General features: G+C 72.1%; 22 protein-coding genes and 1 pseudogene. 14 read left to right on the forward strand and 9 right to left on the reverse strand.

Annotated elements, in window-relative coordinates; genetic code table 11:
- The first annotated feature begins 6 nt into the window (after positions 1 to 6).
- On the forward strand, positions 7 to 978 hold the full coding sequence (locus ACIBEJ_RS00995) for an NAD(P)-dependent alcohol dehydrogenase (RefSeq protein ID WP_397180504.1): 972 nt from the start codon (positions 7 to 9) through the stop codon (positions 976 to 978).
- A 64-nt stretch (positions 979 to 1,042) separates the two neighbouring features.
- Positions 1,043 to 2,290, forward strand: coding sequence for a YibE/F family protein (locus tag ACIBEJ_RS01000; RefSeq protein WP_397180505.1), 1,248 nt, complete (start codon positions 1,043 to 1,045; stop codon positions 2,288 to 2,290).
- 185 nt (positions 2,291 to 2,475) lie between these two features.
- Here ACIBEJ_RS01000 and ACIBEJ_RS01005 read toward each other — a convergent pair whose 3' ends face one another.
- Entirely contained in the window at positions 2,476 to 3,021 is a 546-nt protein-coding gene (locus ACIBEJ_RS01005) for a TetR/AcrR family transcriptional regulator (RefSeq protein WP_397180506.1), read from the reverse strand.
- An 89-nt stretch (positions 3,022 to 3,110) separates the two neighbouring features.
- Between ACIBEJ_RS01005 and ACIBEJ_RS01010 the strand changes: the two genes are divergently transcribed.
- From ACIBEJ_RS01010 to ACIBEJ_RS01020, 3 genes are all read left to right on the forward strand, one after another.
- On the forward strand, positions 3,111 to 3,998 hold the full coding sequence (locus tag ACIBEJ_RS01010; protein WP_397180507.1) for a TIGR03620 family F420-dependent LLM class oxidoreductase: 888 nt from the start codon (positions 3,111 to 3,113) through the stop codon (positions 3,996 to 3,998).
- 62 nt (positions 3,999 to 4,060) lie between these two features.
- Positions 4,061 to 4,399: a PadR family transcriptional regulator gene (locus ACIBEJ_RS01015; protein WP_397180508.1), complete on the forward strand. Its 339-nt coding sequence runs from the start codon at positions 4,061 to 4,063 to the stop codon at positions 4,397 to 4,399.
- Positions 4,396 to 5,265, forward strand: a complete 870-nt coding sequence (locus ACIBEJ_RS01020; protein ID WP_397180509.1) for a hypothetical protein — start codon at positions 4,396 to 4,398, stop codon at positions 5,263 to 5,265. Before ACIBEJ_RS01015 ends, ACIBEJ_RS01020 begins: the two co-directional genes overlap by 4 nt.
- Here ACIBEJ_RS01020 and ACIBEJ_RS01025 read toward each other — a convergent pair.
- From ACIBEJ_RS01025 to ACIBEJ_RS01035, 3 genes are read right to left on the reverse strand one after another with little or no spacing between them, the layout of a single operon-like run.
- The gene (locus tag ACIBEJ_RS01025) at positions 5,243 to 5,575 is read right to left on the reverse strand and encodes a YnfA family protein (RefSeq protein ID WP_397180510.1); all 333 of its coding nucleotides are present in this window, start codon (positions 5,573 to 5,575) and stop codon (positions 5,243 to 5,245) included. The genes ACIBEJ_RS01020 and ACIBEJ_RS01025 overlap by 23 nt on opposite strands.
- A gap of 9 nt (positions 5,576 to 5,584) precedes the next feature.
- Positions 5,585 to 6,316, reverse strand: a complete 732-nt coding sequence (locus ACIBEJ_RS01030; RefSeq protein ID WP_397180511.1) for a DUF427 domain-containing protein — start codon at positions 6,314 to 6,316, stop codon at positions 5,585 to 5,587.
- Positions 6,317 to 6,356: 40 nt separating this feature from the next.
- The gene (locus tag ACIBEJ_RS01035; RefSeq protein WP_397180512.1) at positions 6,357 to 6,941 is read right to left on the reverse strand and encodes a hypothetical protein; all 585 of its coding nucleotides are present in this window, start codon (positions 6,939 to 6,941) and stop codon (positions 6,357 to 6,359) included.
- A gap of 130 nt (positions 6,942 to 7,071) precedes the next feature.
- Between ACIBEJ_RS01035 and ACIBEJ_RS01040 the strand changes: the two genes are divergently transcribed.
- Positions 7,072 to 8,031, forward strand: a complete 960-nt coding sequence (locus tag ACIBEJ_RS01040) for a response regulator transcription factor (RefSeq protein WP_397180513.1) — start codon at positions 7,072 to 7,074, stop codon at positions 8,029 to 8,031.
- 137 nt (positions 8,032 to 8,168) lie between these two features.
- Here ACIBEJ_RS01040 and ACIBEJ_RS01045 read toward each other — a convergent pair.
- A pseudogene (locus tag ACIBEJ_RS01045) lies at positions 8,169 to 8,606 on the reverse strand (ATP-binding protein); the annotation flags it as partial.
- 2 nt (positions 8,607 to 8,608) lie between these two features.
- Between ACIBEJ_RS01045 and ACIBEJ_RS01050 the strand changes: the two are divergent.
- The 5 genes from ACIBEJ_RS01050 to ACIBEJ_RS01070 all read left to right on the forward strand — a co-directional run bounded on the left by ACIBEJ_RS01050 (position 8,609) and on the right by ACIBEJ_RS01070 (position 13,957).
- Positions 8,609 to 9,076, forward strand: coding sequence for an adenylyltransferase/cytidyltransferase family protein (locus ACIBEJ_RS01050; RefSeq protein WP_397180514.1), 468 nt, complete (start codon positions 8,609 to 8,611; stop codon positions 9,074 to 9,076).
- Between the two features lie 141 nt (positions 9,077 to 9,217).
- A complete protein-coding gene (thrS, locus tag ACIBEJ_RS01055) occupies positions 9,218 to 10,393 on the forward strand; it encodes a threonine--tRNA ligase (protein ID WP_397180515.1) in 1,176 nt (391 codons plus the stop codon).
- A 104-nt stretch (positions 10,394 to 10,497) separates the two neighbouring features.
- Complete coding sequence (locus ACIBEJ_RS01060) at positions 10,498 to 12,462, forward strand: TRAP transporter permease (RefSeq protein ID WP_397180516.1); 1,965 nt, start codon at positions 10,498 to 10,500, stop codon at positions 12,460 to 12,462.
- The gene (locus ACIBEJ_RS01065; RefSeq protein ID WP_397180517.1) at positions 12,459 to 13,409 is read left to right on the forward strand and encodes a TAXI family TRAP transporter solute-binding subunit; all 951 of its coding nucleotides are present in this window, start codon (positions 12,459 to 12,461) and stop codon (positions 13,407 to 13,409) included. The genes ACIBEJ_RS01060 and ACIBEJ_RS01065 overlap by 4 nt, the downstream gene beginning before the upstream one ends.
- Before the next feature lie 122 nt (positions 13,410 to 13,531).
- Positions 13,532 to 13,957 carry a hypothetical protein gene (locus tag ACIBEJ_RS01070; RefSeq protein WP_397180518.1) on the forward strand — a complete coding sequence of 142 codons (426 nt, stop codon included), beginning with the start codon at positions 13,532 to 13,534 and terminating at the stop codon, positions 13,955 to 13,957.
- Here ACIBEJ_RS01070 and corA read toward each other — a convergent pair.
- The 3 genes from corA to ACIBEJ_RS01085 all read right to left on the reverse strand — a co-directional run bounded on the left by corA (position 13,852) and on the right by ACIBEJ_RS01085 (position 17,871).
- The gene (gene corA, locus ACIBEJ_RS01075) at positions 13,852 to 14,823 is read right to left on the reverse strand and encodes a magnesium/cobalt transporter CorA (protein ID WP_397180519.1); all 972 of its coding nucleotides are present in this window, start codon (positions 14,821 to 14,823) and stop codon (positions 13,852 to 13,854) included. The two genes, ACIBEJ_RS01070 and corA, sit on opposite strands and share 106 nt — an antisense overlap.
- A gap of 22 nt (positions 14,824 to 14,845) precedes the next feature.
- Positions 14,846 to 16,561 carry a hypothetical protein gene (locus tag ACIBEJ_RS01080; RefSeq protein ID WP_397180520.1) on the reverse strand — a complete coding sequence of 572 codons (1,716 nt, stop codon included), beginning with the start codon at positions 16,559 to 16,561 and terminating at the stop codon, positions 14,846 to 14,848.
- Between the two features lie 158 nt (positions 16,562 to 16,719).
- Complete coding sequence (locus tag ACIBEJ_RS01085) at positions 16,720 to 17,871, reverse strand: kynureninase (RefSeq protein ID WP_397181980.1); 1,152 nt, start codon at positions 17,869 to 17,871, stop codon at positions 16,720 to 16,722.
- 102 nt (positions 17,872 to 17,973) lie between these two features.
- On the opposite strand from ACIBEJ_RS01085, the gene ACIBEJ_RS01090 reads away from it, so the two are divergent.
- A complete protein-coding gene (locus ACIBEJ_RS01090; RefSeq protein WP_397180521.1) occupies positions 17,974 to 18,738 on the forward strand; it encodes an IclR family transcriptional regulator in 765 nt (254 codons plus the stop codon).
- A gap of 86 nt (positions 18,739 to 18,824) precedes the next feature.
- On the opposite strand, the gene ACIBEJ_RS01095 is transcribed toward ACIBEJ_RS01090, so the two are convergent.
- Positions 18,825 to 20,141: an MFS transporter gene (locus ACIBEJ_RS01095; protein ID WP_397180522.1), complete on the reverse strand. Its 1,317-nt coding sequence runs from the start codon at positions 20,139 to 20,141 to the stop codon at positions 18,825 to 18,827.
- A gap of 78 nt (positions 20,142 to 20,219) precedes the next feature.
- Here ACIBEJ_RS01095 and ACIBEJ_RS01100 point away from each other — a divergent pair, with 78 nt between their 5' ends.
- A complete protein-coding gene (locus ACIBEJ_RS01100) occupies positions 20,220 to 20,810 on the forward strand; it encodes a TetR/AcrR family transcriptional regulator (RefSeq protein WP_397180523.1) in 591 nt (196 codons plus the stop codon).
- Positions 20,811 to 20,827: 17 nt separating this feature from the next.
- Positions 20,828 to 21,850 (forward strand): C39 family peptidase, encoded by a 1,023-nt coding sequence (locus tag ACIBEJ_RS01105; RefSeq protein ID WP_397180524.1) that lies wholly within the window; start codon positions 20,828 to 20,830, stop codon positions 21,848 to 21,850.
- Positions 21,851 to 21,855 lie beyond the last annotated feature (5 nt).

Below are 21,855 nucleotides of genomic sequence, written 5' to 3' on the forward strand. Positions count from 1 at the left end.
GACATCATGAGGATGAAGGCGATCACGCACGAGCGGTACGGCGGCGAGCTGGCGATGACGGAGCGACCCCGTCCCGAGCCGGGTGACGGGGAGGTGCTGATCCGGGTCAGGGCGGCCGGGGTCGACGCCGGGGTGGTCCATCTCGTGAAGGGCGAGCCGTACCTGATCAGGCCCGTGCTCGGCTGGCGCGCGCCCAGGAACAAGGTGCGCGGCAGCGACCTGGCGGGCGTGGTCGAGGCGGTGGGGGCGGGCGTGCGGGAGTTCCGGGCCGGCGACGCGGTGTTCGGGGTGTGCGACGCCGCCTTCGCCGAGTACGCCGTCGCCAAGCAGGACAAGCTCGCCGCCAAGCCGGAGGAGATCGGGTTCGAGGAGGCGGCCGCCATCCCGTCCTCCGGGGTGACGGCGCTGCAGGCGGTGCGCGGGCGGATCGCGGCCGGGCAGCACGTGCTGGTCACCGGCGCCGGCGGCGGGGTCGGGAGCTTCGCGGTCCAGCTCGCCAAGGACCTCGGGGCCGAGGTCACCGGGGTGTGCGGGCCGGGCAAGGCCGACCTCGTGCGCTCGCTGGGGGCCGCGCACGTCATCGACTACACCCGCGAGGACGTCACCGCCGGGTCCCGGCGCTACGACCTCATCGTCGACGTGGCGGGCAACCGGCCGCTGTCGCGGCTGCGCCGGATCCTGACGCCGCGTGGCCACCTGGTCATCGTCGGCGGCGAGGGCGGCGGCAAGTGGCTGAGCGGGCTGCAGCGGCAGTTGCGAGCGGCGCTGCTCAACCCGTTCAGCGGGCAGGGCCTGCACGCGCTGTTCGCCGTCACGCGGGCGGAGGACCTGCGGGAACTGGCCGCGCTGGCCGCGTCAGGACGGGTCAGGCCGGTGATCGGCAGGACCTACCCGCTTGAGGACGCCGCCAAGGCGGTCGGCGAGGTGGCGGGCGGGCACGGCCGGGGCAAGACCGTCCTGACCGTCGGCGCGTCCTGAACCTCCCGGCCCCGGTAACCTTCCTGGCGGAACCCCCTTTCCCGCCGAGGAGAAACCCCCGCCCATGGGCGCCAACCACACGCACGGCCCCGCCGTACCCCCGTCGAAGAGAGCCGTCGTGGCGGCGCTCGCCGTGCTGGTTCCGCTGGCGGTCGCGACCGTCGCCGCGCTCGTGTGGCTGTGGCCTTCACCGCCCGAGGCGCCCGCCTCGCCGGAGAGCGGCCTGGCCCGCTACACCGCCACCATCCAGGCCGTCACGCTGACCCCGTGCCCCGAGGAGCCGCCGGTCGAAGGCGGTCCCCAGCTCCCGCCGCCCGACCCCGCCACCTGCGGCGACGCCATGGTCAAGCTGACCAGCGGCCCCAACCTGGGCAAGGAGACCAAGCTCCAGCTCCCCAGCGGGCCGGGCGCGCAGGTCTTCCACGCCGGCGACGACGTCATCGTGGTCTACGCCCCCGAGCCCACGCTCGACGTGTCGCCCTACCGGCTGTCCGACCACGACCGCTCGACGCCGCTGTGGTTGTTCGGCGCCGCGTTCGCGCTGGCCGTCGTGGCGTTCGGGCGGTGGCGGGGGCTGAGCGCGCTGTTCGGGCTGGGCGTGACGTTCGCGGTGCTGCTGCTGTTCGTGCTGCCGGGCATCCTGGACGGCAAGCCGCCGCTGCTCGTGGCCATCGTGGGGTCGGCGGCGATCATGCTGACGGTGCTGTTCCTGACGCACGGCTTCACGCTGCCGACCGCCATGGCCGTCCTGGGCACGCTGGCCGCCCTGGTCGTCACCGGCGCCCTGTCCTACCTCTCCCTGGACCTCGCCCACCTGGCCGGCATCACCGACGAGGCCGCCTTCAACCTCGGCATGAGCTACGACATCGACACCCAGGGCCTGCTGCTGGCCAGCATCATCATCGGCTCGCTCGGCGTGCTCGACGACGTCACCGTCACCCAGGCCGTGACCGTGGCCGAACTCTCCCACGCCAATCCCGGATACGGCTTCCGCCGCCTCTACCGCGCCGGCGGCCGGGTGGGCAGGGCCCACATCGCCTCGGTCATCAACACCATCATCCTGGCCTACGCCGGCGCCTCCCTGCCCCTGCTCCTGCTGATCAGCGTGGGACGGGAGCCGCTGGGGCAGGTCCTGACGAACCCGGTGATCGCCCAGGAGATCGTCCGCAGCGTGGTGGGCACGCTGGGGCTGATCTCCGCCGTCCCGATCACCACCGCCCTGGCCGCTTTGGTGGCCCGCCGTACCGCCGGCTCCGACGACTCCGCCCCACCCCAGCCCCCACGCCGCGCCCGCCACGCCGCCAGCCACTAGGCCGCACCGCCCGGTCAGGGCGCGGACGGCCGCGTCCAGCCCCGCCCACCCGGCCGCGCTCCACGCCCGTCCGTCCCGCGACAGCCGCGCCAGGACCTCCGGCTGGGACGGGTACGCGCTGCCCATGGGCTCCACCAGCGAGCCGCCCTCGGCGAAGACGAAGCAGGTCCCGGTGGTGATCGAGGTCAGGCACGGGCGGGAGGAATCCGGAGGCCGTCGAGGGTGAGGGTGAGGAGGCGGTGGGCGCGGGCCGGGTCGGGGGCGGACTGGGCGATGCCGGCCGTCAGTTCGACGAGGTCGGTGAAGTCGACGTCGGGACGCAGGTGGCCCGACTCCTGGGCGGGTTTCAGGAGGCCGTCGGCGGCGGCGCGGAGCATGGCCCAGCAGTCCACGCTCGCGGCCGACGTCGGGAGCATCATGCGGGCGCCCAGGCCCTTGTCGGTCATCGCGTGGACGGTCAGCAGGCGCAGCCACGCGACGAGCGCCTCGCCGGGCGGGGCGGACGCGGACAGTTCCTCCGCCTGCTCGCACAACCGCGACAGGCGGCCCTCGAACACGGCGGCCAGCAGCGCGTCGCGGGTGGGGAAGTGACGGTAGAGGGTGCCGGGGCCGACGCCGGCGCGCCGGGCGATCTCGTTCAGGGACGCCTCGGGGCCCTCCTCGGCGACCACTCCGGTGGCCGCCGCCACGAGCAGGTCGCGGTTACGGCGGGCGTCGGCGCGCAACGTCACGGGCACCTCCGAGGGTTGAAAGCGGAGAACGTCTCCGATTATAGTCCCGCAGTATCCGGAGAGGTTCTCCGGATAGTTGGGGGAGCATCGTGACGGAATTGGGCAGGATCGGCATCTGGACCTTCGCCTTCGACGGGTGCCCCGCCGCAGAGGTACGCGAGGCGGCGGCCGAGATCGAGGAACTGGGGTACGGGACGCTGTGGTTCGGCGAGGGGTTCGGACGCGACTCGGTCAGCCAGTCGTGGCTCCTGCTGTCGGCCACGCGGCGGATGACGGTGGCGGCGGGGATCGCCAACATCGCCTTCCGCGACCCCATCACCATGGCCGCCGCCGAGCGGGCGATCAACGAGGCTTACCCCGGCCGGTACGTGCTCGGGCTCGGCGGGCACCGGGTCAGCGACGAGCCGATCAGGATGGACGGCTACTCCATCCCCAGCACCGGCAGGGCGGTGGCCTCCATGGGCGCCTACCTGGACGCCATGGACGCGATCCCGCTGAACTCGGCGGCCTCGCCGTACCCGCCGAGGCGGATGCTGGCGGCGCTCGGGCCCAGGATGCTGGAGCTGGCGGCGCGGCGCACGCTGGGGGCGCACCCGTACTTCGTGCCGGTGGAGCACACCGCGCGCGCCCGGGCGGCCATGGGGCCCGACGCCCTGCTCGCGGTCGAGCAGGCCGTGGTGCTGGACCCGGACGTGAGCAGGGCGCGCGAGGTGGCCAGGGAGCACGTCGGCTTCTACGCCGCCGGCGCGCCGCACCAGGTCGCGAGCCTGCGGCGGCTCGGGTTCGGGGAGGAGGAGATCAGTCAGGTGAGCGACCGGATGGTGGACGCGATCGTGGCCTACGGCGACATGGGCGCGATCGACAAGCGGGTGCGCGCGCACTTCGACGCGGGCGCGGACCACGTGTGCCTGCAGGTGCTCACCGCCCGGCCGCAGGAGATGCCGCGCGCGGAGTGGCGGGAGCTGGCGGCGCTGTGAGTCCCGGTTCTGTCACCGCGGGGACAGGGCTGCGGGCGGCGTACCCTATGTAGATTTTCGGCATGCCCGCCGAAGTCCGTCTGACCACCACGGTGGCCACCGTGCTCCGGATCTTCCTGGAAGACGTCGCCGAGCCCCGCTACGGCTTCGAGCTGATGAAGCAGGCCAAGGTGCAGAGCGGGACGCTCTACCCGATCCTGGCCCGGCTGGAGGCGGCCGGGTGGATCGAGGGGCGGCGCGAGGTGGTCGACGCGCGGCACGAAGGGCGGCCGCCGCGCCGGCTGTATCTGCTCACCGGGGGCGGTGCGACCGCCGCCAGGCAGGCGCTGGCCGAGCTCAGCGCCCGCCTCACCCCGCCGCCGTCGCGCGGGACCGTCCGGCCCGAGGGCGGGTACGCGTGAACACCTTCATCGCCGTCGCCGCCGCGATCGGGGCGATCCTCGGGACCGCACTGGCCGAACTGGTCAGCGAGGAGATACGCGGCCGGCTCGACCGCGTCCCGGAAGGGCTCCTGCGCCTGGCCAGGCGGCGCCTGCCCGAGGACATGCGGGTGCCGCTGCACGACGAGGAGTGGTACCCGGAACTGCAGGAGGTGCTCAAGGGCGAGGACGCCAGGCCGATCACCCGGCTGGTGACGGGCGTCAGGTTCAGCCTCGGCCTGATCAGGACCGCGCACGTGGTGGCCTCGATCCGCGACCGCAGGGTCACGCTGCAGGCCGAGCACGACCGCTGGGTGGCGCGGGCCGACCTGCTCCGCTTCCCCGCCAACGCCTGCGTGCTGATCACCGGCCTGGCCCTGTCGGCGGCGGCCGGGGTGCTGGTCGGCCTGCTCGTCCCCCAGATCCTCAGCATCACCCCGGCGCTCGGCGCGGTGCTGACCTGGGCGCTCACGGTGGCCTTCGGCACGATCGTCGGCCTCGCGCTCACGCTGGTCCTGGCCAACGGCCTCAGGAACACCACGCGCAGGATGCTGCTCCTGCGCGCGCCGGTGGTGCGGGCGCCGGAGCAGCGGCGCGAGCCGTTACGGTCCCGGCTCATGAACCTGCTGCTCGGGCGCGACCGGGACAACGCCCACGGCATGCGGACCGCGGCCTTCCTCGGCTCGTACACGGGGGTTGGGCTCGGCGCGGTGCTGGGGGAGCGGCTGAGCACGTTCTGGCAGCCGCTGCTGCTCACGGCGATCACGAGCGCGGCGCGCCGCCCGACGAGGGCCGCGAGCAGGTCTAGCGGGTACGGCCCGGCCGTCACCCCCGCGGCGCGTACATGATCACGGCGACGCCCGCGAGGCAGATCAGCGCGCCGATCACGTCCCAGCGATCCGGCCGGAACCCGTCCACCACCATCCCCCACGCCAGCGACCCGGCCACGAACACCCCGCCGTACGCGGCCAGGATCCGCCCGAAGTGCGGGTCGGGCTGGAACGTCGCGACGAACCCGTAGGCCCCCAGCGCGACGATCCCCGCCCCGATCCACAGCACGCCCCGCTGCTCGCGCAGCCCCTGCCACACCAGCCAGGCGCCCCCGATCTCGGCGACCGCGGCCACCACGAACAGGACGACGGAGCGCAGCAGGGTCATGCGGCGATCTTAGGAGAACGGCGTCCTGGGGCGCTCCTGGAGCACCTCGTCCACGTAGATGTCGAGTTTCTCGTTGTAGAAGGAGATCAGCCCGGCCACCCGCTCGCTCTCCGGCAGCGGCGTCCGGTAGGACCAGGCGAGGTCCTTGGCGCCGTTGACCGTCCAGTACTCGGCCGTCCCCTTGTACGGGCAGTGCGTGGCCGAGTCGGTGTGCTCCAGCAGGTCGAGGCGTACGTCGGTCTTGGGCAGGTAGTAGCGGGCGGGCAGCCCGGTCTCGAACAGGATCATGGCGTTGACCGAGTCGGCCACCGTCACGCCGTCCACCTCGACCCGGATCCGCCGGGAGCTGGGCAGGATGTCCACGCGGGTGTACGGGTCACGCGCGTGCACGTACACCTCCTCGTCCTCCTCGAACCAGGCGTCCATGGAGTCCCAGTCGAGGCGCACGTGCCCGCGCAGTTCCTCGATGGGGGAGTCCGGGTAGGTGAGGGCGGCGTCCTCGGCGACCTTGCCCCCGGCGGTGACCGCGTGCACGACCGCCTCGCCCCGGCTGGGCGAGCGGCTGGTGGCACCGCTCGCCTTGAGCGCGTCCGGCGCGAGGTCGCCGAGCGGCAGGTAGTAGGTCGGGTAGTGCGGGCTCTCCCAGACCAGCAGGGCGTTGGTGGTGTCGGCCACCACCTGCCCGCCGAGATAGGCACGCACCCGCTTGGCCGTCGGCTCGACTCTCAACCGGCTCTTCATGATGGCGGCAACCTCCTCCGTCGTCCCGCTATTCCGGCCCTCACAGGCCGAACGCGGTCAGGGTGACCAGGGTCGTGGTGAGGCCGATGGCGGCCCCCGCGGCGACCTGGGCCGGCGTGTGGTGGGACAGGCGCACCCTCGCCCAGCACACGAGCACCACCACCGCCCCTCCGGCCAGCGCGGTCGGTACGGCCGGCAGCACGAAGGCCATGACGACCACGGTCCCCGCGCACACCGCGGCGTGGAAGGAGATCTTCCAGCGCAGCGTGATCGGCACCGTCACCGCCAGCGCCGCCAGCATCGCGGTGACCGTGGCGACGAGCAGCGTGGGCGCGCCCAGCGCGACCAGGAGGACCAGGGCGGCGGCCACCGCGGCGACCGCGCTGAGCAGCGGCCCGGTACGCCGGGCCCGGTCGACGATGTGGTGGGAGTCCAGGCGGCCGGAGCGCACGCCCGCGGCGATCACCGCGGCGGGCACCCCGCCGCACAGCGCCGCGGCCAGCGCGCCCCACGCGGCGCCCCTCCAGCCCGAGGAGACCAGGCCGACCAGCGGCGGCAGCGCGATCACGAGGACCTGCGGCGCGAGCAGGTCGGTCACCTTCCGCGCGACGAGATCGGCCGTCATGCCAGTGATCATGACATGACGGCCGAATCGGGCTAAGGATGGGGCCCGGGGGGTTTCTGGAGACTTGGGGAAACCCATGCCGAGCCCGCAGAACAAAGCCTGAAAAATCAGGGCAATGGTATAAAGGGCCGTGGCCGAGATCCCCCTGTTACAGGCGTTCGCCGAGGTCGGCTACCAGGTGGCGGGCGGCGGCGGCGCCCACGGCGCCATGACCGCGCTGCGCAAGGTCATCCCCGTCGACGCCTACGAGTTCGTGGCCTACGACCCCGACACCGGCCGCCACCGCAGCGTCGTCGCCGGCGGCCACGAGCGCATCGACCACGACGCCGCCGAGGAGTACGCCGCCCTCGACGCCTACAAACGCGCCATGGCCGCCCGCGCCCCGCTGGCCATGCCGGAGCCGGGCACCCGCCGCTACTTCCGCCGCCACCTGGAGCCCTACGGCTGGCGCGCGGGCCTGACCGCTCCGCTGTTCCTGCCCGAGGGCCGCTACACTGGCCTGCTCCACCTGGCCTACCGCCGGCACCCGCCCGCGGGCGCGGACGCGCTGGTCGAGGCGGCCGCGCCGACGCTCGCCCACGTCACCGACCTGTCGCGCTGCGTCGTGGCCCCCACCGCGCCGCCCGCGGGCTACCGCGCCGTCGCCTTCGACCGGGCAGGGGTACGGCGGGCCGTACCGGGAACCGAGCCCTCGCCCGCCCTGTACGGCGAGCCTGGCCTGGCCGCCTTCGCCCGCGCCTTCATCGACTCGCGCGAGCTGAGCAGGCGCGGCCTGTGGCTGGACGCCCGCGGCCAGTGGCGGGACGTGCGCGTGGTCAGGGCGGGGGTCGGCTTCCAGGGCTCCCTGCAGGGAGCGGTGATCGCCGAGCGGCCGTGCGGCCTGCCGTACGAGCTGACCGGGCGCGAGGTGGACGTGCTGACCCGCGTGGCCGCGGGGGACTCCAACCCGCAGATCGCCGCGGCGCTGGTGCTGAGCGTGCGGACGGTCACCACGCACCTGGAGCACATCTTCAGCAAGCTCGGCTGCGACAGCCGCACCCGGCTGACCACCAAGGCGCTGGCCGAGGGGCTGTGCAGGCTAGACCTGTAACGCCCAGCCCGCCGGGACGGTGACCTGCAGCAGCTCGAACCAGACGGTGTTGGCGCCGTTGGAACGTTCGAATCCCAGCGGTGGCTGAGCGCCTCCAGCAGCGGCAGGCCACGCCCGCTGGTGGTCAGCCCGCCCGCGCGGCAGGCGCACGGCGGAGTGTCGGAGCCGGCGTCCTCCACGCAGACGCGCACCAGGTCGCCGGTGGCCCGCACGGTGACGGTGAACGTGCCGCCCGCGCCCGACTGGGTGTGCAGGACGGCGTTGGTCGCCAGCTCGCTGGTGAGCAGGACCGCCTCGTCGTGCAAAGGATGGTCGCGTCCGATCGCGCTGGTGACGGCGTTCCTGGCGCGGGCGACCTGGGCCGGCGCCCCGGGTAGCCGCACGACGAGCTGGCTGTGAAAGTCCGGCGCTGCCACGGCGACCTCCCCGAATTCGCTGACGTCATGAGACGCGCGAGGAGGGGGTCGCAGATTATCGCGAAAAGGTAGGAATGCCCTTTCCCATGGTCGCCCGCGCGGTCGTTTGCCATGACCAAGTACGCTGCGATCGACGAGTCCGATGACGGAGGAGAGCACGGGTGAGCAGCCTCGAGGCCGTGTGGGTGCGACCCTACGACCAGCCGGGCGCGGCGTACGTGACCGGTGTGTTCGACATCCTGCACGTCGGCCACGTGCGCTATCTCGAATCCGTGGCCGCCCGCGGGCTGCCGCTGGTGGTCGGCGTCGAGGACGATCCGCGGGTGCGCGCGTGGAAGGGGCCCACCCGCCCGGTCAACCCCGCCACCGAGCGGGCCGAGGTGCTGGCCGCGCTGCGCTGCGTCAGCGGCGTCTTCGTCGTGACCGGGCCGCCGGAGTCCCACGGCCCCGAGGACTACATCGACCTCATGGCGCCCATGCGGCCGGGCGCGCTGGCCCACACCGCGGGCGACCCGCACGCGGGCGGCAGGTGCGCGGCGGCGGCGCTGCTCGGCGCCGAGTGCTGGGAGCTGGAGGCCATCCCGGGCCGCTCCACGACGAGGATCGTGAATGCGGCCCAGGGCCGCTGATGCTACGGTGAGCCGCATGCAGCGCGTTCACGTCACGACGACGCCGGACCCCGTCCCGGCGCGCTGACTCCTGCTCCGGGCGAACGCCCGGAGACGCGCTCGAAGGTCGTTCGCCCCTTTCCGTCAAGGGGAACCACCACCATGAACGATCACCGCAAGCTCGGCCGCGAACTCGGCGTCTTCGGCACCGACCCGCTCATCGGCTCGGGACTGCCCTACCTGCTGCCCGCCGGCGCCGCGATCCGCAAGGCCGTCGAGGACTACGTCCACGAGCTCGAACGCCGCGACGGCTACCAGCACGTCAACTCGCCCATCCTCGGCAAACAGGAGCTCTACGAGCTGTCGGGCCACTGGGCCCACTACAGCGAGGACATGTTCCCGCCGATGGAGGTGGGCGGCGAGCGCTTCGTGCTGCGGCCGAGCCTGTGCCCGCACCACGCGCTCATCTACCGCTCGCGCCGGCGCAGCCACCGCGAGCTGCCGCTGCGGCTGGCCGAGCTCGGCGGGCAGTACCGCTCGGAGCCGTCCGGCGTGCTCGGCGGCCTGAACAGGGTGCGCTCGATCCAGCTCAACGACGGCCACGTGTTCTGCCCGCCCGAACAGGCCGCCGCCGAGGTCAGCGCCGCCCTCGACCTCATCGAGGCCGCCCACGCCCAGCTCGGCATCAAGGCCGCCCGCTACCGGCTCTCGCTCGGCGGCTCGTCGGCGAAGTTCGTCGACGACCCGGAGCTGTGGGCGCGCTCGGAGCGCGTGCTGCGCGAGGTGCTGCACGCGCGCGGCCGCGCCTACGACGAGGAGTACGGCGAGGGCGCTTTCTACGGACCGAAAATCGACATCCAACTGGCCGACCCGGCGGGCCGCGAGTCGACCCTGTCCACCGTCCAGGTCGATCTGTACATGCCCGAGCGCTTCGATCTGTCCTACGTGGGCGGCGCCCGCCCGGCCATGGTGCACCGCAGCGTCGTCGGCGGCGTCGAACGGCTGCTCGCCCACCTGATCGAGGCGCACGGCGGAGCGCTGCCCGCCTGGCTGGCGCCGGTGCAGGCCGTGGTGGTCCCGCTGTCGGAGGCGGAGCTGCCCGCCGCCCACGACCTGGTACGGCGCTGCGTCGAGGCGGGCCTGCGGGCCGATCTGGCCCACCCCGACCGGGGCAGCCTCGGGGCCAGGATCAGGGCGCATCGGCTGGTGCCGTACCAACTGGTGGTGGGGCCGCGCGAGGCGGCCCAGGGCGGCTGGGCGGTGCGGCTGCGCGACGGCCGGCAGGAGGGAAACGTGCCGGTCGAGGAGCTCGCCGCGCGTTCGCGCCCGATTTTCTGACCGGTGAATTATCGTCGAGAAATCAATGAGATAACGGACCCTTCCCAGGGACCTAAACAGGCTCGTAAAGTCCCCCTGCAACGCCATGCCGGGGAGGCGAGAACGTGACCGAAGTAAGTGACAAGCGCGCGGCCGAGTTGGTCTCGGCCGCGGAGGGGGAACGCCCCGCCAGGGAATTGTCAGGGCCGTTACGGCTCGGCGTCTGGATCATCGGCGGCCTCCTGTCGGCCTACTCCCTCGTCGTGGTCTTCCAGCCGACGGAGCCGGTGCAGCACCGGATGACGTTCCTGGCCGTGGCGCTGCCGCTGGTCTTCCTGCGTTACCGATCCGGCCTGGTCTCCCTGGTCCGCCGCCTGCGCGGGCAGGAGCCCCCTGAGCAGCGGCGCGACGAGGCGCCGACGGTCGCCGACTGGGTGCTGGCGATCCTGTCGCTCGGAGTCCTGCTCTACCCGCTGCTCGACATCGACGCCTTCCGCGACCGCGGCTCCAGTTCCAACCTCAACACCTGGGACATCATCGGCGGGCTCGGCCTGACCGTGCTGCTCCTGGAGGCGGTGCGCCGCACGGTCGGCTCCGCCCTCAGCATCATTTGCGGACTTTTCCTGGTATACGCCTACCTCGGAAACTATTTGCCGGTGAGCTGGCCGATCGGGCACCGCGGATTCGATCTCGACCAGATCGTCTCCCAGCTCTACACCGGCACGGAAGGATTCTTCGGCGTCCCGATGCAGGTGGCGGCCAGCTACATCATCCTTTTCACCATCTACGGCGCGGTTCTCGACTTCTCCGGCGCCAGCAAGTTCTTCATCGACCTGAGCTTCGCCGCCTTCCGCAAGTCGCGCGCGGCCCCCGGGCGCACCGTCACCACCGCCGGATTCCTGCTCGGCACCGTCTCGGGCTCCGGCACCGCGACCACCGTCAGCCTCGGCAGCGTGGCCTGGCCGGTGCTCAAGCGGGCCGGCTACCCGAGGGAGCCCGCCGGCGGCATCCTGGCCGCCAGCGGCATCGGCGCGATCCTGTCGCCGCCCACGCTGGGCGCGGCCGCCTTCATCATCGCCGAGCAGCTCGGCGTCAGCTATCTGCAGGTGCTGCTCTACGCGACGATTCCCACGATCCTGTACTACCTCGGCATCTTCCTGGCCATCGAGATCGACTCGCGGCGGTTCGGCACGCACGCCGTCCAGGTGGACGCGCCCAGCGCGGGCAAGCTCATGCTGCGCTTCGGCTACCACTTCAGCTCGCTGATCCTCATCATCGTGCTGATGGCGCTGGACCGCTCGGCCTTCCAGGCCGTCGTCATCGCCACCGCCGTCGCCTTCGCGCTGTCCTTCCTCGACCCCGCCCACCGGATGGGGCCCAAGCGCGTCGGGCAGGCGCTGGCCAAGGGCACGCTGGAGGTGCTGCCGGTCACCGCCGTCTGCGCGGCGGCGGGCATCATCGTGGGCGTCATCACCCAGACCGGGCTCGGCCTCAACCTCAGCTCGATCATCGTGGACGTGGCCGCGGGCAACCTGATCTTCACCACGATCATGGCGGGCCTGGCGGTCATGCTGCTGGGCCTCGCGGTCCCGGTCACCGCCAGCTACATCATCGCCGCGGTGATCATCGCCCCCGCGCTCATGACGCTCGGCGTCGCCAAGGCCGAGGCGTACATGTTCATCTTCTACTACGCCGTCCTTTCGGAGGTGAGCCCGCCCACGGCGCTGTCGGCCGTCGCGGCGGCGGCCATCACCGGCGGCAACAGCTACCGCACGATGATGATGACCTGGCGCTACACGCTGCCCGCCTTCCTGGTGCCGTTCGCCTTCGTGCTCACGCCGAACGGGCAGGCGCTGCTGGCCCAGGGGCCCATCGGGACCATCCTGGCGCTGACGGCGGTGTCCGGGGTGGCCGTGCTGGCGCTGGCGATGGCCACCGGCGGCTTCACCGGCGTGCCCGAGCGGGTGATCGCGGCGGTGGCCGGCATCCTGCTGCTCTTCCTCGAACCCGTCCCGATCGTCGCCGGTTTCGCGGTTCTGGCCGTGGCGACAGCCGTACATCTCATCAGAAAAAGGAGAACACCAGCGTGAAACGTGTGCTCATCACCCTGGCGGCGGCTGTCGTGGCGCTCGCCGCGGCCGCGGGCTGCGGGGGCGGCAACCGGCTGTCCATCGCGACCGGCGGCACGACGGGCGTCTACTACGTCTACGGCGGCGGCCTGGCCAAGCAGATCCAGGCCAACGTCGCCAACACCCAGGCCACGGCCTCGGTCACCTCGGCATCGGTGGAGAACATCAAACTGCTGGCCACCGGCAAGGCCGACATCGGCTTCTCCCAGACCGACACCGCGGCCGACGCGGTCAACGGCGTCGGATCCTTCACCGAGAAGCAGCCGATCCAGGCGATCGCCCGCATCTACGACAACTACGCGCAGGTCGTCGTCGCGCCGGGCGTGGCCGCCACCAAGATCGCCGATCTGAAGGGCAAGCGCGTCTCGCTCGGCCCGCCCAACTCCGGCACCCAGGTCATGGCCCGCCGCATGATGGAGGCGGCCGGGCTCAACCCCGACAGCGACGTCACCAAGTCCCAGTTGTCGATCAACGAGTCGGTGCAGGCGGTCAAGGACGGCACCATCGACGCGTTCTTCTGGGTCGGCGGCGTGCCCACCGCGGGCATCGTCGACCTGGCCACGAGCAAGCCGGACATGAAGATGCTCGACACCAGCGACGTGCTGGGCGGCATGCAGACCAAGTTCGGCAAGCAGTACGTGACGCTCGACGTGGACCTGGCCGGCTCCTACAAGCTCACCGGGGCGGGCTCGATCAAGACGATGGCCGTCGGCAACGTGCTGCTCGTACCGGACAAGATGGACGAGCAACTCGCCTACGACATCACCAAGACCCTGTTCGAGAAGAAGGCCGAGCTGGTCAAGGTGCACACCGAGGCCAACAAGCTCGACCCCAAGCTCGGCCAGCAGGTCGAGCCGGTCGTGCTGCACCCGGGCGCCGCCCGCTACTTCAAGGAGAACCAGGGCTGAGCAGGCTCGTCCTCGCGCTGCTCGCGGCACTGGCGCTCGGCTCGGGCGCCGCCGCGGGCGGCCCCGCCGTCCACGGCCTGCCTCTGGGCCGCGGCGGCTTCGCCCTGACGTACGTGCACTCCATGTACCACGCCCCCTCCGCGGAGATCTTCTCCGTGGAGGGCCGCCGCTTCACCATGCGCGCGGTGATCTCCGAGAGCGCGGGCGTGCTCGACTACTACGCCCTCGACGGCGCCCGCTCGCGCACCTCCGGCGGGCTGTGGGTGCTGCGCCTGTCGGCGCCGGTCACCTACGACGGCCTGGAGCTGATCGCCAGCCCCGTCGGCCGCCGCACGCTCGTGGCGGGCGGGCGCTGCCTGCCGCTCTACCCCGCCTCCGGCGCGCAGCGGGTACGGCTGGCCGTCGGCACCGCCGAACCGGGCGCACCCGCCGCCGCCCCGTGCTACAACCAGTCCTTCTTCTTGAAGACGGTGTACAGCGCCACCGAGGCCCCGGCGACGACGAGCGTCGACATCCAGAAGCCCCAGGTCTCGCCCTCGCCCGGATAGGGCACGTTCTGCCCGTAGAAGCCGGTGATCGCGGTCGGCACCGCGATGATCGCCGCCCACCCGGTCAGCCGCTTCATGATCTCGTTGAGCCGGAAGCCCTGCTGGGCCAGGTGGGTCTCGCGCAGGTTGCTGATCAGCTCGCGCAGCGAGTCGACCCAGTCGGTCACGCGCAGGACGTGGTCGTAGACGTCCTGGTAGTAGGGGCCCATCTCGGCGTTGACCACCTGGGTGGTGTCGCGCCGCACCAGCGTCGAGAGCACCTCGCGCATCGGCAGCGTGATCTTGCGGAAGCGCACCATGTTCTTGCGCAGCCGGAACGTGCGCCGCTGCAGCTCCCGGTTGTTGCCGCCCTCGCCGAACAGCGAGTCCTCCAGCTCCTCGACCTGGCCGTCGAGCGTCTGCACCAGCTCGAAGTGCCCGTCCACCACGTAGTCGAGCAGCCCGTGCAGCAGGAAGGCGACGCCGTGGCGGGCGGCGCTCGGCCCGCCGGCGTCCCAGCGGGCGACCACGTCGTCGATGTCGAACCGCTCGTTCTCCCGTACGGTCACCAGCGCGTTCTTCGTCACGAAGATGTTGATCTCCACCGGGTCGAGGTTGCCCTCCTCGTCCAGGTAGACCCCGTACACGGTGATGAACAGGTGGCTGTCGTACTTGTCGAGCTTGGCGCGCTGGTGCTCGTTGAGAACGTCCTCGACGGCCAGTTCGTGCAGACCCAGTTCCTCGCTGATCACGCCGAGCTCGTCGCGGGTGGGCGAGCACAGGTCGAACCAGACCACGCAGTCGTCGTCGCAGACGTACTCGGAGACGTCGGCGATGGGGAAACCCTTCTTCACGACGACGCCGTCTTTATACAACCGGGTGTGCATTTACCGCATTATGGCCTATCGCCTAGCGGGCACTGTTGCGATACGGCGCCGCCGGCCTGCCCAGATTCGGCGCTCCCAGCAGTTTCCTGGACGAGAGCGCGTAGACGCCGTCGTTGGTGAACACCCACACGATCTTCCTGTCCCATTCGGTGTAGACGGCGTGGGTCTGGTTGCCGAGGGCGTAGTCGGGGACGGCCGCGCTGTAGCCCGCGGGCACGAACTGGGCGGCGATCTTCGGCCGGCGCACGTCGCGCGTGTCGAAGAACTGCACGCCCGCGTTGTAGAAGGCGTAGGCGAGCACGCCCTGGGCCGGGTCGCCGGGCGAGGTGTAGGAGCCGGAGCGCTTGGGGCCGAAGCTGCCGCCGCGCTGGCAGTAGTCGCCGAACGGGGCGCCGGGCGCGGGCTCGGGGCGCGGCAGCACGCCGACGATCCTGGGCTTGGCGGGGTCGCGGGCGTCGACCTGGAAGACGTCCTTGTAGGGCTCGTGGCAGTCCTCGGCCAGCGGGTAGCCGGACACGTAGACCATGCCGGTCCGCTCGTACTGGGAGACGTCCACGTTGTCGGCCTCGGTGCCGCCGGAGGAGACGGGCAGGTCCAGGTGCGCGATCTCCCGCATCTTGGACGGATCCGAAATATCAAGAATCGACAGGCCGTAGCCGCCCATGGCGGCGAAGCCGTACTTTCCTGCGACAAAGAACGGCATGCGGGCGCCCATCCACGATGTGCGGTTGCCGCAGCGCGGGTTCTTGGCGTAGGCGGCCTCCTCGCCCGCCACCTGGCCCGCGCGGTGCCACTCGCCGACCAGCCGCGGCCTGCTCAGATCCGACATGTCGTACGCCTGGTAGCCAGGGGAGTAGAGGTAGGTCGGGACCTCGGTGTTGCTCCAGCTGTCCAGCGGCGCGACCGCGACGAACATGTACCTGCCGCCCGTCCAGTAGGGCACGTCCAGCGAGCCCGAGCCCTGCTGCACGCCCGGCTCCGGGCTGCTCAGCGTCGGGTCGGTGGTCACCGTGGACAGCAGCTTCCAGTCCTTCCTGCGCGGGCCGTCCAGGCGGTAGACCTTGAAGCCCTTGAACGTGGTCTGCGCGCGCAGCTTCGCCACGCCCTCCGGGTTGCCGAACTTCGAGCGCTCCGGGCTGTCGCCGAGCTCCTCGACCTGGCGCTTCTGCTCGAACGACTGGATCATCACGTAGTGGCCGTCGCGCCACTGGATGGTGGCCGCGCCCCAGTAGTCGGCCTCCTTCCAGTCCTTGCCGGTGAGCCGCTCGACGATCTTCACCTTGCGGACGTCGGTGACGTCGTAGACCCGGGCCTCGGTGCGGTCGTACTGGAACAGGTAGCGGCGCCCGTCGAAGTCGACCACGTTCTGCCAGGTGTGGAAGTAGTCCGGGGTGAAGTCGGGGCCGCGGTAGGCGGCCTCCACCTTGACGGGGCCCTCGGTGTAGGAGCGGGGGTCGTAGCCCTTGGTCTTGGGGAACAGGTCCTGGGCGCCGCCGGGGAAGGAGAAACGCTCCTCGCCGGGCGGGGTGAGGTCGGGGTGGCGGAAGGAGCCGTTGAGCTGCATGCCGTACGTGCCGGGGCCGGGGTCCTGGGGGCGGCGGTCACCGCACACCGTGGGGACGCCGTCATCGACGGTCCGGCCGGCGGCCTGGGCGGCCGCCTGGGCGGTGGCCGGTGGGACGGTCAGCAGGCTTGCCACGCTCGCCGTGGCCAGGGCGCGGTGGAGGAGTCGGCGCATCGGGGGGGCCTTTCTCGGGGGGATGCGCCCAAGCGTGCCGATCACGGCTCACGTTCCCAAGCCCCGGTTCCGCCGCACGGAACCACGCGCTCCGGGCCACCCCTCCCGACCGGCCTCGGGGCATGGGCGGCCCGGCACGGGTCGTCCGGCGCCGGGGGTCAGGTCACGGCGAGGCGGACGCTGTAGCGGTCCTCGCGCCACAGCTCCTTCTCCAGCACCTCGGCCACGGTCTGGGCGGCGTCCCACACGTCCACGTAGCGCGTGTAGAGGGGCGCGAAGCCGAAGCGCAGGATGTCGGGGGCGCGGAAGTCGCCGTGCACCCCGTGGTCGATGAGGGCGCGCATCACCGGGTACCCGTCGTCGTGGTAGAAGCTGACCTGGCTGCCGCGGCGCTCCGGGTCGCGGGGCGAGGCCAGCTTCAGCCTGTCGCCCACCAGGTCGACGAACAGCGAGGTCAACGCCATGCTCTTGGCGCGTACCCGGTCGAGGTCGACGCGTTCCCAGATGTCCAGCGCCGCCTCCAGCGCGGCGAACGACAGCACGTGCGGGGTGCTGACCGTGAAGCGCCGGATGCCGTCGGCGGCGCGGAAGCCGGGCTCGAAGGCGAACGGCTCCGCGTGGGCGTACCAGCCGGACAGGACGTTCTCGGCGGCGGCGTGGTGGCGGGGGTGGACCCAGAGGAAGGCGGGCGCGCCCGGCCCGCCGTTCAGGTACTTGTAGGTGCAGCCCACGGCGAGGTCGGCGGCCGAGACGTCCACGCGCAGCGCGCCGACGCTGTGGCAGACGTCCCAGATCATCAGCGCGCCCGCCTCCTGCGCGCGGGCCGTGACCTCGGGCACGTCGTAGCGGGCGCCGGTGCGGTAGTCCACCTCGGACAGCAGGACGGCGGCGGCGCCGTCGAAGCGGCCCTCCCCGATGTCGCGCAGTTCGCCGAGGCCCTCGACCATGTAGTTGTCGGTGGGGAAGTTGCCGCGGTCCACGACGATCACGTCACGGCCGGGGCGCAGCCGCAGGGCGGCGTTGACGGCCTGGTAGACGGCGATGGAGGTGGTGTTGCCGACCACGACCTGCCCGGGTCCGGCGCCGATCAGCGGGGCCAGGCGGTCGCCCGTGGTCAGGGGCTGGGCGTACCAGCCCGCCTCGTTCCAGCCGCCGACGAGGTGACGGCCCCACTCGTCCTCGACGGCCCGGCGCACCCGCTCGGCCGCGGTACGCGGCGGCGCGCCCAGGGAGTTGCCGACCAGGTAGATCTCGTCCTCCGGCAGCGCGAACTCCGCGCGGAACGCGCCCAGCGGGTCCTCTTGGTCCATGGCCACGCAGGCCAGGCGATCAACCACGTGGTCAACCTCTCCTAGAAAATGCACCTTTTGCCCCCATATTGGTATAGGAGCCGCGCTGGAGGATAGACAAGAATGCGTTCCGTGACACGGAACCCGGACCGCCTCTCGATGCTGGAGAAGTCCTGGCTCGTCCTGGACGCCTTCCGCCCCACCGGCGGCCCGCTGCGCCTCATCGAGGTCGCCGAGCGCTGCCAGCTCCCCAAGACCACCGCCTACCGGCTCCTCACCGACCTGACCGCCATCGGCGCCGTCGAGCGCCGCGAGCGCGGTTACGTCCTGGGGCGGAGGCTGTTCGAGCTGGGCAGCACGGTTCCGCTGGAACGCGATCTGCGGCACGCGGCGCTGCCGTTCATGCACGACCTGTACGAGGCCACGCGCGAGACCATCCACCTCGGCGTCCGCGACGGGCTCGACGTCGTCTACGTCGAGAAGCTGCGCGCGCACGAGTCGCTCGCGCTGCCCTCGCGGGTCGGCGGACGGCTGCCGCTGAACTGCACCGGCGTCGGCAAGGCGCTGCTGGCCTACTCCACGCCCGAGTTCATCGACGAGGTGCTCGCCCGGCCGCTGCGCCGGCTCACCCCGCACTCCATCGTGGACCCCAAGCGCCTGGAGGAGGCGATCGGCCAGATCCAGGCGGCGGGCCTGGCCTACGAGCGGGAGGAGGCGCAGATCGGCGGCGCCTGCATCGCCGCGCCCATCTTCCGCGAGGGGGTCGCGGTGGCGGCGCTCTCGGTGTCGGTCCCGCTGTCGCGCTTCCACCCGACCCGCCTGGCCCCGGCCGTCAAGACTGCCGCCCTCGGCGTCTCCCGCGCCCTGACCCGCTCAACCCTCCCCTAACGTCCGAGGCCCGCCCCAACGTCCGAGGCCCGCCCCCAGCGCCCGCCCGCAGTGCCCCGATCGGCCCTCCCAGGGCGCCCATCGGGTCATCTGGCGACGGGAGCGCCGGTGACCAAATCCTTGGAGCGGACCAGGACCAGCGCGATGACCGCCGTGACGACCGACAGTCCCGCGGCCGTGTACATGACCAGGGACGCCCCGCCCGCCGCATAGGGGATCCCGAGCAGGCCCACGCCCGCCGCCGCCCCGATGGCCAGCATGCTGTTGACCATCCCCGAGGCCATCCCGGCCCGCTCCTTGGTCACGACGTTGACGGCCAGCGTGGTCTTGGGCGTCGCGGCCAGGCCGCCGCCCACGCCCCACAGGATGAGGCCGGGCAGGAAGTCCCAGGCGCTCGCCCCCGGCGCGATGGTCAGGGCCAGGTGCACCCCGCCCACCCCCAGTACGGCAGAGCCCGCCGCGATGAGGAACGACGGCGAGAACCTGGCCTGCAGTTTGCCCGCCAGCAGCCCGGTCAGCAGTTGCGGCACGAGGATGGCGCACATCAGCAGCCCGGTGGCCAGCGGCGTCAGCCCCAGTTCCCGCTCGAAGTACAGGACGTAGTAGACCGAGCTGCCGATCGTGGCCACGCGGGAGACGAACGCCAGCAGCGAGGCGGCCACGAAGGTCGGGATGCGAAACAGCGACAGGTCGAGGACTGGGGCCGCGGCCCTGCGTTCGACCAGGAGGAAGGCGGCCAGCAGGAGGACGGCGGCGGCGCCGTACCACCACTGGGTGAGGGTGAGGGCGAGGTTGGCGGCGGTGAGGAGCAGCAGCAGGAGCGTCGCGCCCGCCCAGTCGATCGGCGCGGTGCCGCGCGCGCCGTCGGCGGGCAGCACGCGCCGGCACAGGAACAGGGCGACCACGCCGACGGGCACGTTGACCAGGAACAACGCCCGCCAGTCGGCCACGGCCAGCAGGAATCCGCCGAGCACGGGCGCGGCGGCCCCCGCGGCGCCGAGCGTGGTGCCCCAGACCGCGATGGCCATGTTGCGGCGCTGGCCCTCGTAGGTCTGGGCGAGCATCGGCAGCGCGTTGGCCATGATCAGCGCGGCCCCGGCGCCCTGGGCCAGCCTGGCCAGGTCGAGGGCGAGCGTGGACTGCGCCAGCCCGCAGGCCAGGGAGGACGCGGTGAACACGGTGATGCCCGCGGTGAACATGGCGCGCCGGCCCAGGCGGTCGGACAGCGAGGCGGCGGGCTGCTGCAGGGCGCCGAAGGTGACGGTGTAGCCGATGATGATCCACTGCGCGGCCGCCAGACCGCCGCCGAGGTCGGCCTGGATGGTGGGCAGCGCGATGGAGACGATCGTGATGTCGATGACGAGCAGCGCGGTCGCCGCGATCGTCATGATCAGGACAGCCAAGACAGGACTCCTTAGGGAAGGCTTCCCTCACCTTAAAGTCCACATGTGTGAACTTCAAGGCTGATAAGCTGCCGCACGATGGAGCGCACCAGGAAGCGGCCCGAGTTCCGCAAGGGACGGCCGACGCTCACCCGCGAGGCGATCGGGCGCGCGGTCCTCGAGCTCGGCGACGCCGAGCCGACCATGCGCGCGCTCGCCGCGCACCTGGAGGTCACGCCGCGGGCGCTGTACAAGTACGTGGCCGACCGCGACGACGCCGTACGCCTGGCCGCCGACCTGCTCCAAAGCCGGTGGAACCCGCCGGAGCTCGACCCGGCCCGCTGGCGCGAGAGCCTGCGCGAGCTGTGCCTCGGCCTGCTCGACCTCTACCGCCGCCACCCGGCGGCGCTGCGCCTGGCCGAGACCACCGCGCTCGACGTGCACGACGACACCAGGCGCGGCAACGAGGCCATGCTCGCCTTCTTCGCCGCGCTCGGCCTGTCCCCGCGCGACGCCGGCCGCGCCTGGCGCCAGACGATCGCCGTGGTCGCCGGGCACAGCGAGATCGAGCGCTGGCGGGCCCGCGCGGCGGCCCACCTGGACCCGCCCCCGCCGGACGAGGACACCTTCGACGACGTGGTGGAGATGCTCGCCGCCTGGATCGCCACCCTCGTCGCGATCAGTACGTAAACCTTCCGATGCGCGACATGCGGGCCGAAACCACAATGGTGCCGGTGCCCGTCTCCTACACCCGGCTCGACCCAGGCCGCACCGCCTTCACCGAGCTGGGCTTCGCCGCGACCGAACTGGTGCCCTCGTGGACGGCGAGCGCCCCGGAGGGCTCGTGGATCGAGGTCCGCCTGCAGGCCAGGCTGGCCTCCGGGGAAGCCACCAAGTGGTACGTGATGGGCCGCTGGTCGGAGGAGCCCGGCCGTACGTCGGTGCCGGGCCAGGGGGACGAGCACGGCGACGTGGCCGTGGACTCGTTCGTGGCGAAGGAGCCGGTGACGGCCTGCCGGGTGCGCGTCGACACGCACGGCCCCGGCGCGCGGGTCAGGTCGCTGGGCGTGCTGGCCTCGGCGATCCCGCACCGCCCGAGCGTGGCGCCCAGCCCACCGGGTACGGCTGCCGCCGTGATACTCGACGTCCCCCGGTACTCCCAGCGCGAGCACACCGGCCACCACCCGGAATGGGACGGCGGCGGCGCCAACTGGTGCGGCCCCGCCGCGGTCGCCATGGTGCTGGCCTACTGGGGCCGCGGCCCCAAGCCCGCCGACCTGACCTGGGTCGCCCCGGGCGACCCGTGCCCCGCCGTCGACCACGCCGCCCGGGGCACCTACGACCAGAGCTACCAGGGCACCGGCAACTGGCCCTTCTGCGTCGCCTACGCCGGCCGCTACGGCCTGGACGGCTTCGTGACCAGGCTGCGCTCGGCCCGGGACCTGGAGACGCTGGTCGGCTCCGGCATCCCGGTGATCACCTCGCTGTCGTTCAAGGAGCACGAGCTGCCCGGCTCCGGCTACTCGACCGGCGGCCACATCCTGGTCGTCGCCGGGTTCACCGCCGAGGGCGACGTCGTCGCCAACGATCCCGCCGTGCCGGACGTGCGGCGGACCTATCCGAGGGCGGCCTTCGAGAACGTGTGGCTGAGAAGCTCGGGCAGCGGCGGCATCGTCTTCGTCCTGCACCCGCCCGGTCAGGCGCTTCCCCCTTCCGACGGCAATTGGTGACGAGC

It is taken from the genome of Nonomuraea sp. NPDC050790 (assembly GCF_044456745.1).
Classification (GTDB): domain Bacteria; phylum Actinomycetota; class Actinomycetes; order Streptosporangiales; family Streptosporangiaceae; genus Nonomuraea.

Excerpts from the sequence above, each read along its gene's own strand:
- ACIBEJ_RS00995 (WP_397180504.1), top strand. The coding sequence starts at position 7 with ATGAGGATGAAGGCGATCACGCACGAGCGGTACGGCGGCGAGCTGGCG.
- ACIBEJ_RS01000 (WP_397180505.1), top strand. The coding sequence starts at position 1,043 with ATGGGCGCCAACCACACGCACGGCCCCGCCGTACCCCCGTCGAAGAGA.
- ACIBEJ_RS01015 (WP_397180508.1), top strand. The coding sequence starts at position 4,061 with ATGCCCGCCGAAGTCCGTCTGACCACCACGGTGGCCACCGTGCTCCGG.
- ACIBEJ_RS01025 (WP_397180510.1), bottom strand. The coding sequence starts at position 5,575 with ATGACCCTGCTGCGCTCCGTCGTCCTGTTCGTGGTGGCCGCGGTCGCC.
- ACIBEJ_RS01030 (WP_397180511.1), bottom strand. The coding sequence starts at position 6,316 with ATGAAGAGCCGGTTGAGAGTCGAGCCGACGGCCAAGCGGGTGCGTGCC.
- ACIBEJ_RS01035 (WP_397180512.1), bottom strand. The coding sequence starts at position 6,941 with ATGACGGCCGATCTCGTCGCGCGGAAGGTGACCGACCTGCTCGCGCCG.
- thrS (WP_397180515.1), top strand. The coding sequence starts at position 9,218 with ATGAACGATCACCGCAAGCTCGGCCGCGAACTCGGCGTCTTCGGCACC.
- ACIBEJ_RS01070 (WP_397180518.1), top strand. The coding sequence starts at position 13,532 with ATGTACCACGCCCCCTCCGCGGAGATCTTCTCCGTGGAGGGCCGCCGC.
- corA (WP_397180519.1), bottom strand. The coding sequence starts at position 14,823 with ATGCACACCCGGTTGTATAAAGACGGCGTCGTCGTGAAGAAGGGTTTC.
- ACIBEJ_RS01080 (WP_397180520.1), bottom strand. The coding sequence starts at position 16,561 with ATGCGCCGACTCCTCCACCGCGCCCTGGCCACGGCGAGCGTGGCAAGC.
- ACIBEJ_RS01085 (WP_397181980.1), bottom strand. The coding sequence starts at position 17,871 with ATGGACCAAGAGGACCCGCTGGGCGCGTTCCGCGCGGAGTTCGCGCTG.
- ACIBEJ_RS01090 (WP_397180521.1), top strand. The coding sequence starts at position 17,974 with ATGCGTTCCGTGACACGGAACCCGGACCGCCTCTCGATGCTGGAGAAG.
- ACIBEJ_RS01100 (WP_397180523.1), top strand. The coding sequence starts at position 20,220 with ATGGAGCGCACCAGGAAGCGGCCCGAGTTCCGCAAGGGACGGCCGACG.
- ACIBEJ_RS01105 (WP_397180524.1), top strand. The coding sequence starts at position 20,828 with ATGCGGGCCGAAACCACAATGGTGCCGGTGCCCGTCTCCTACACCCGG.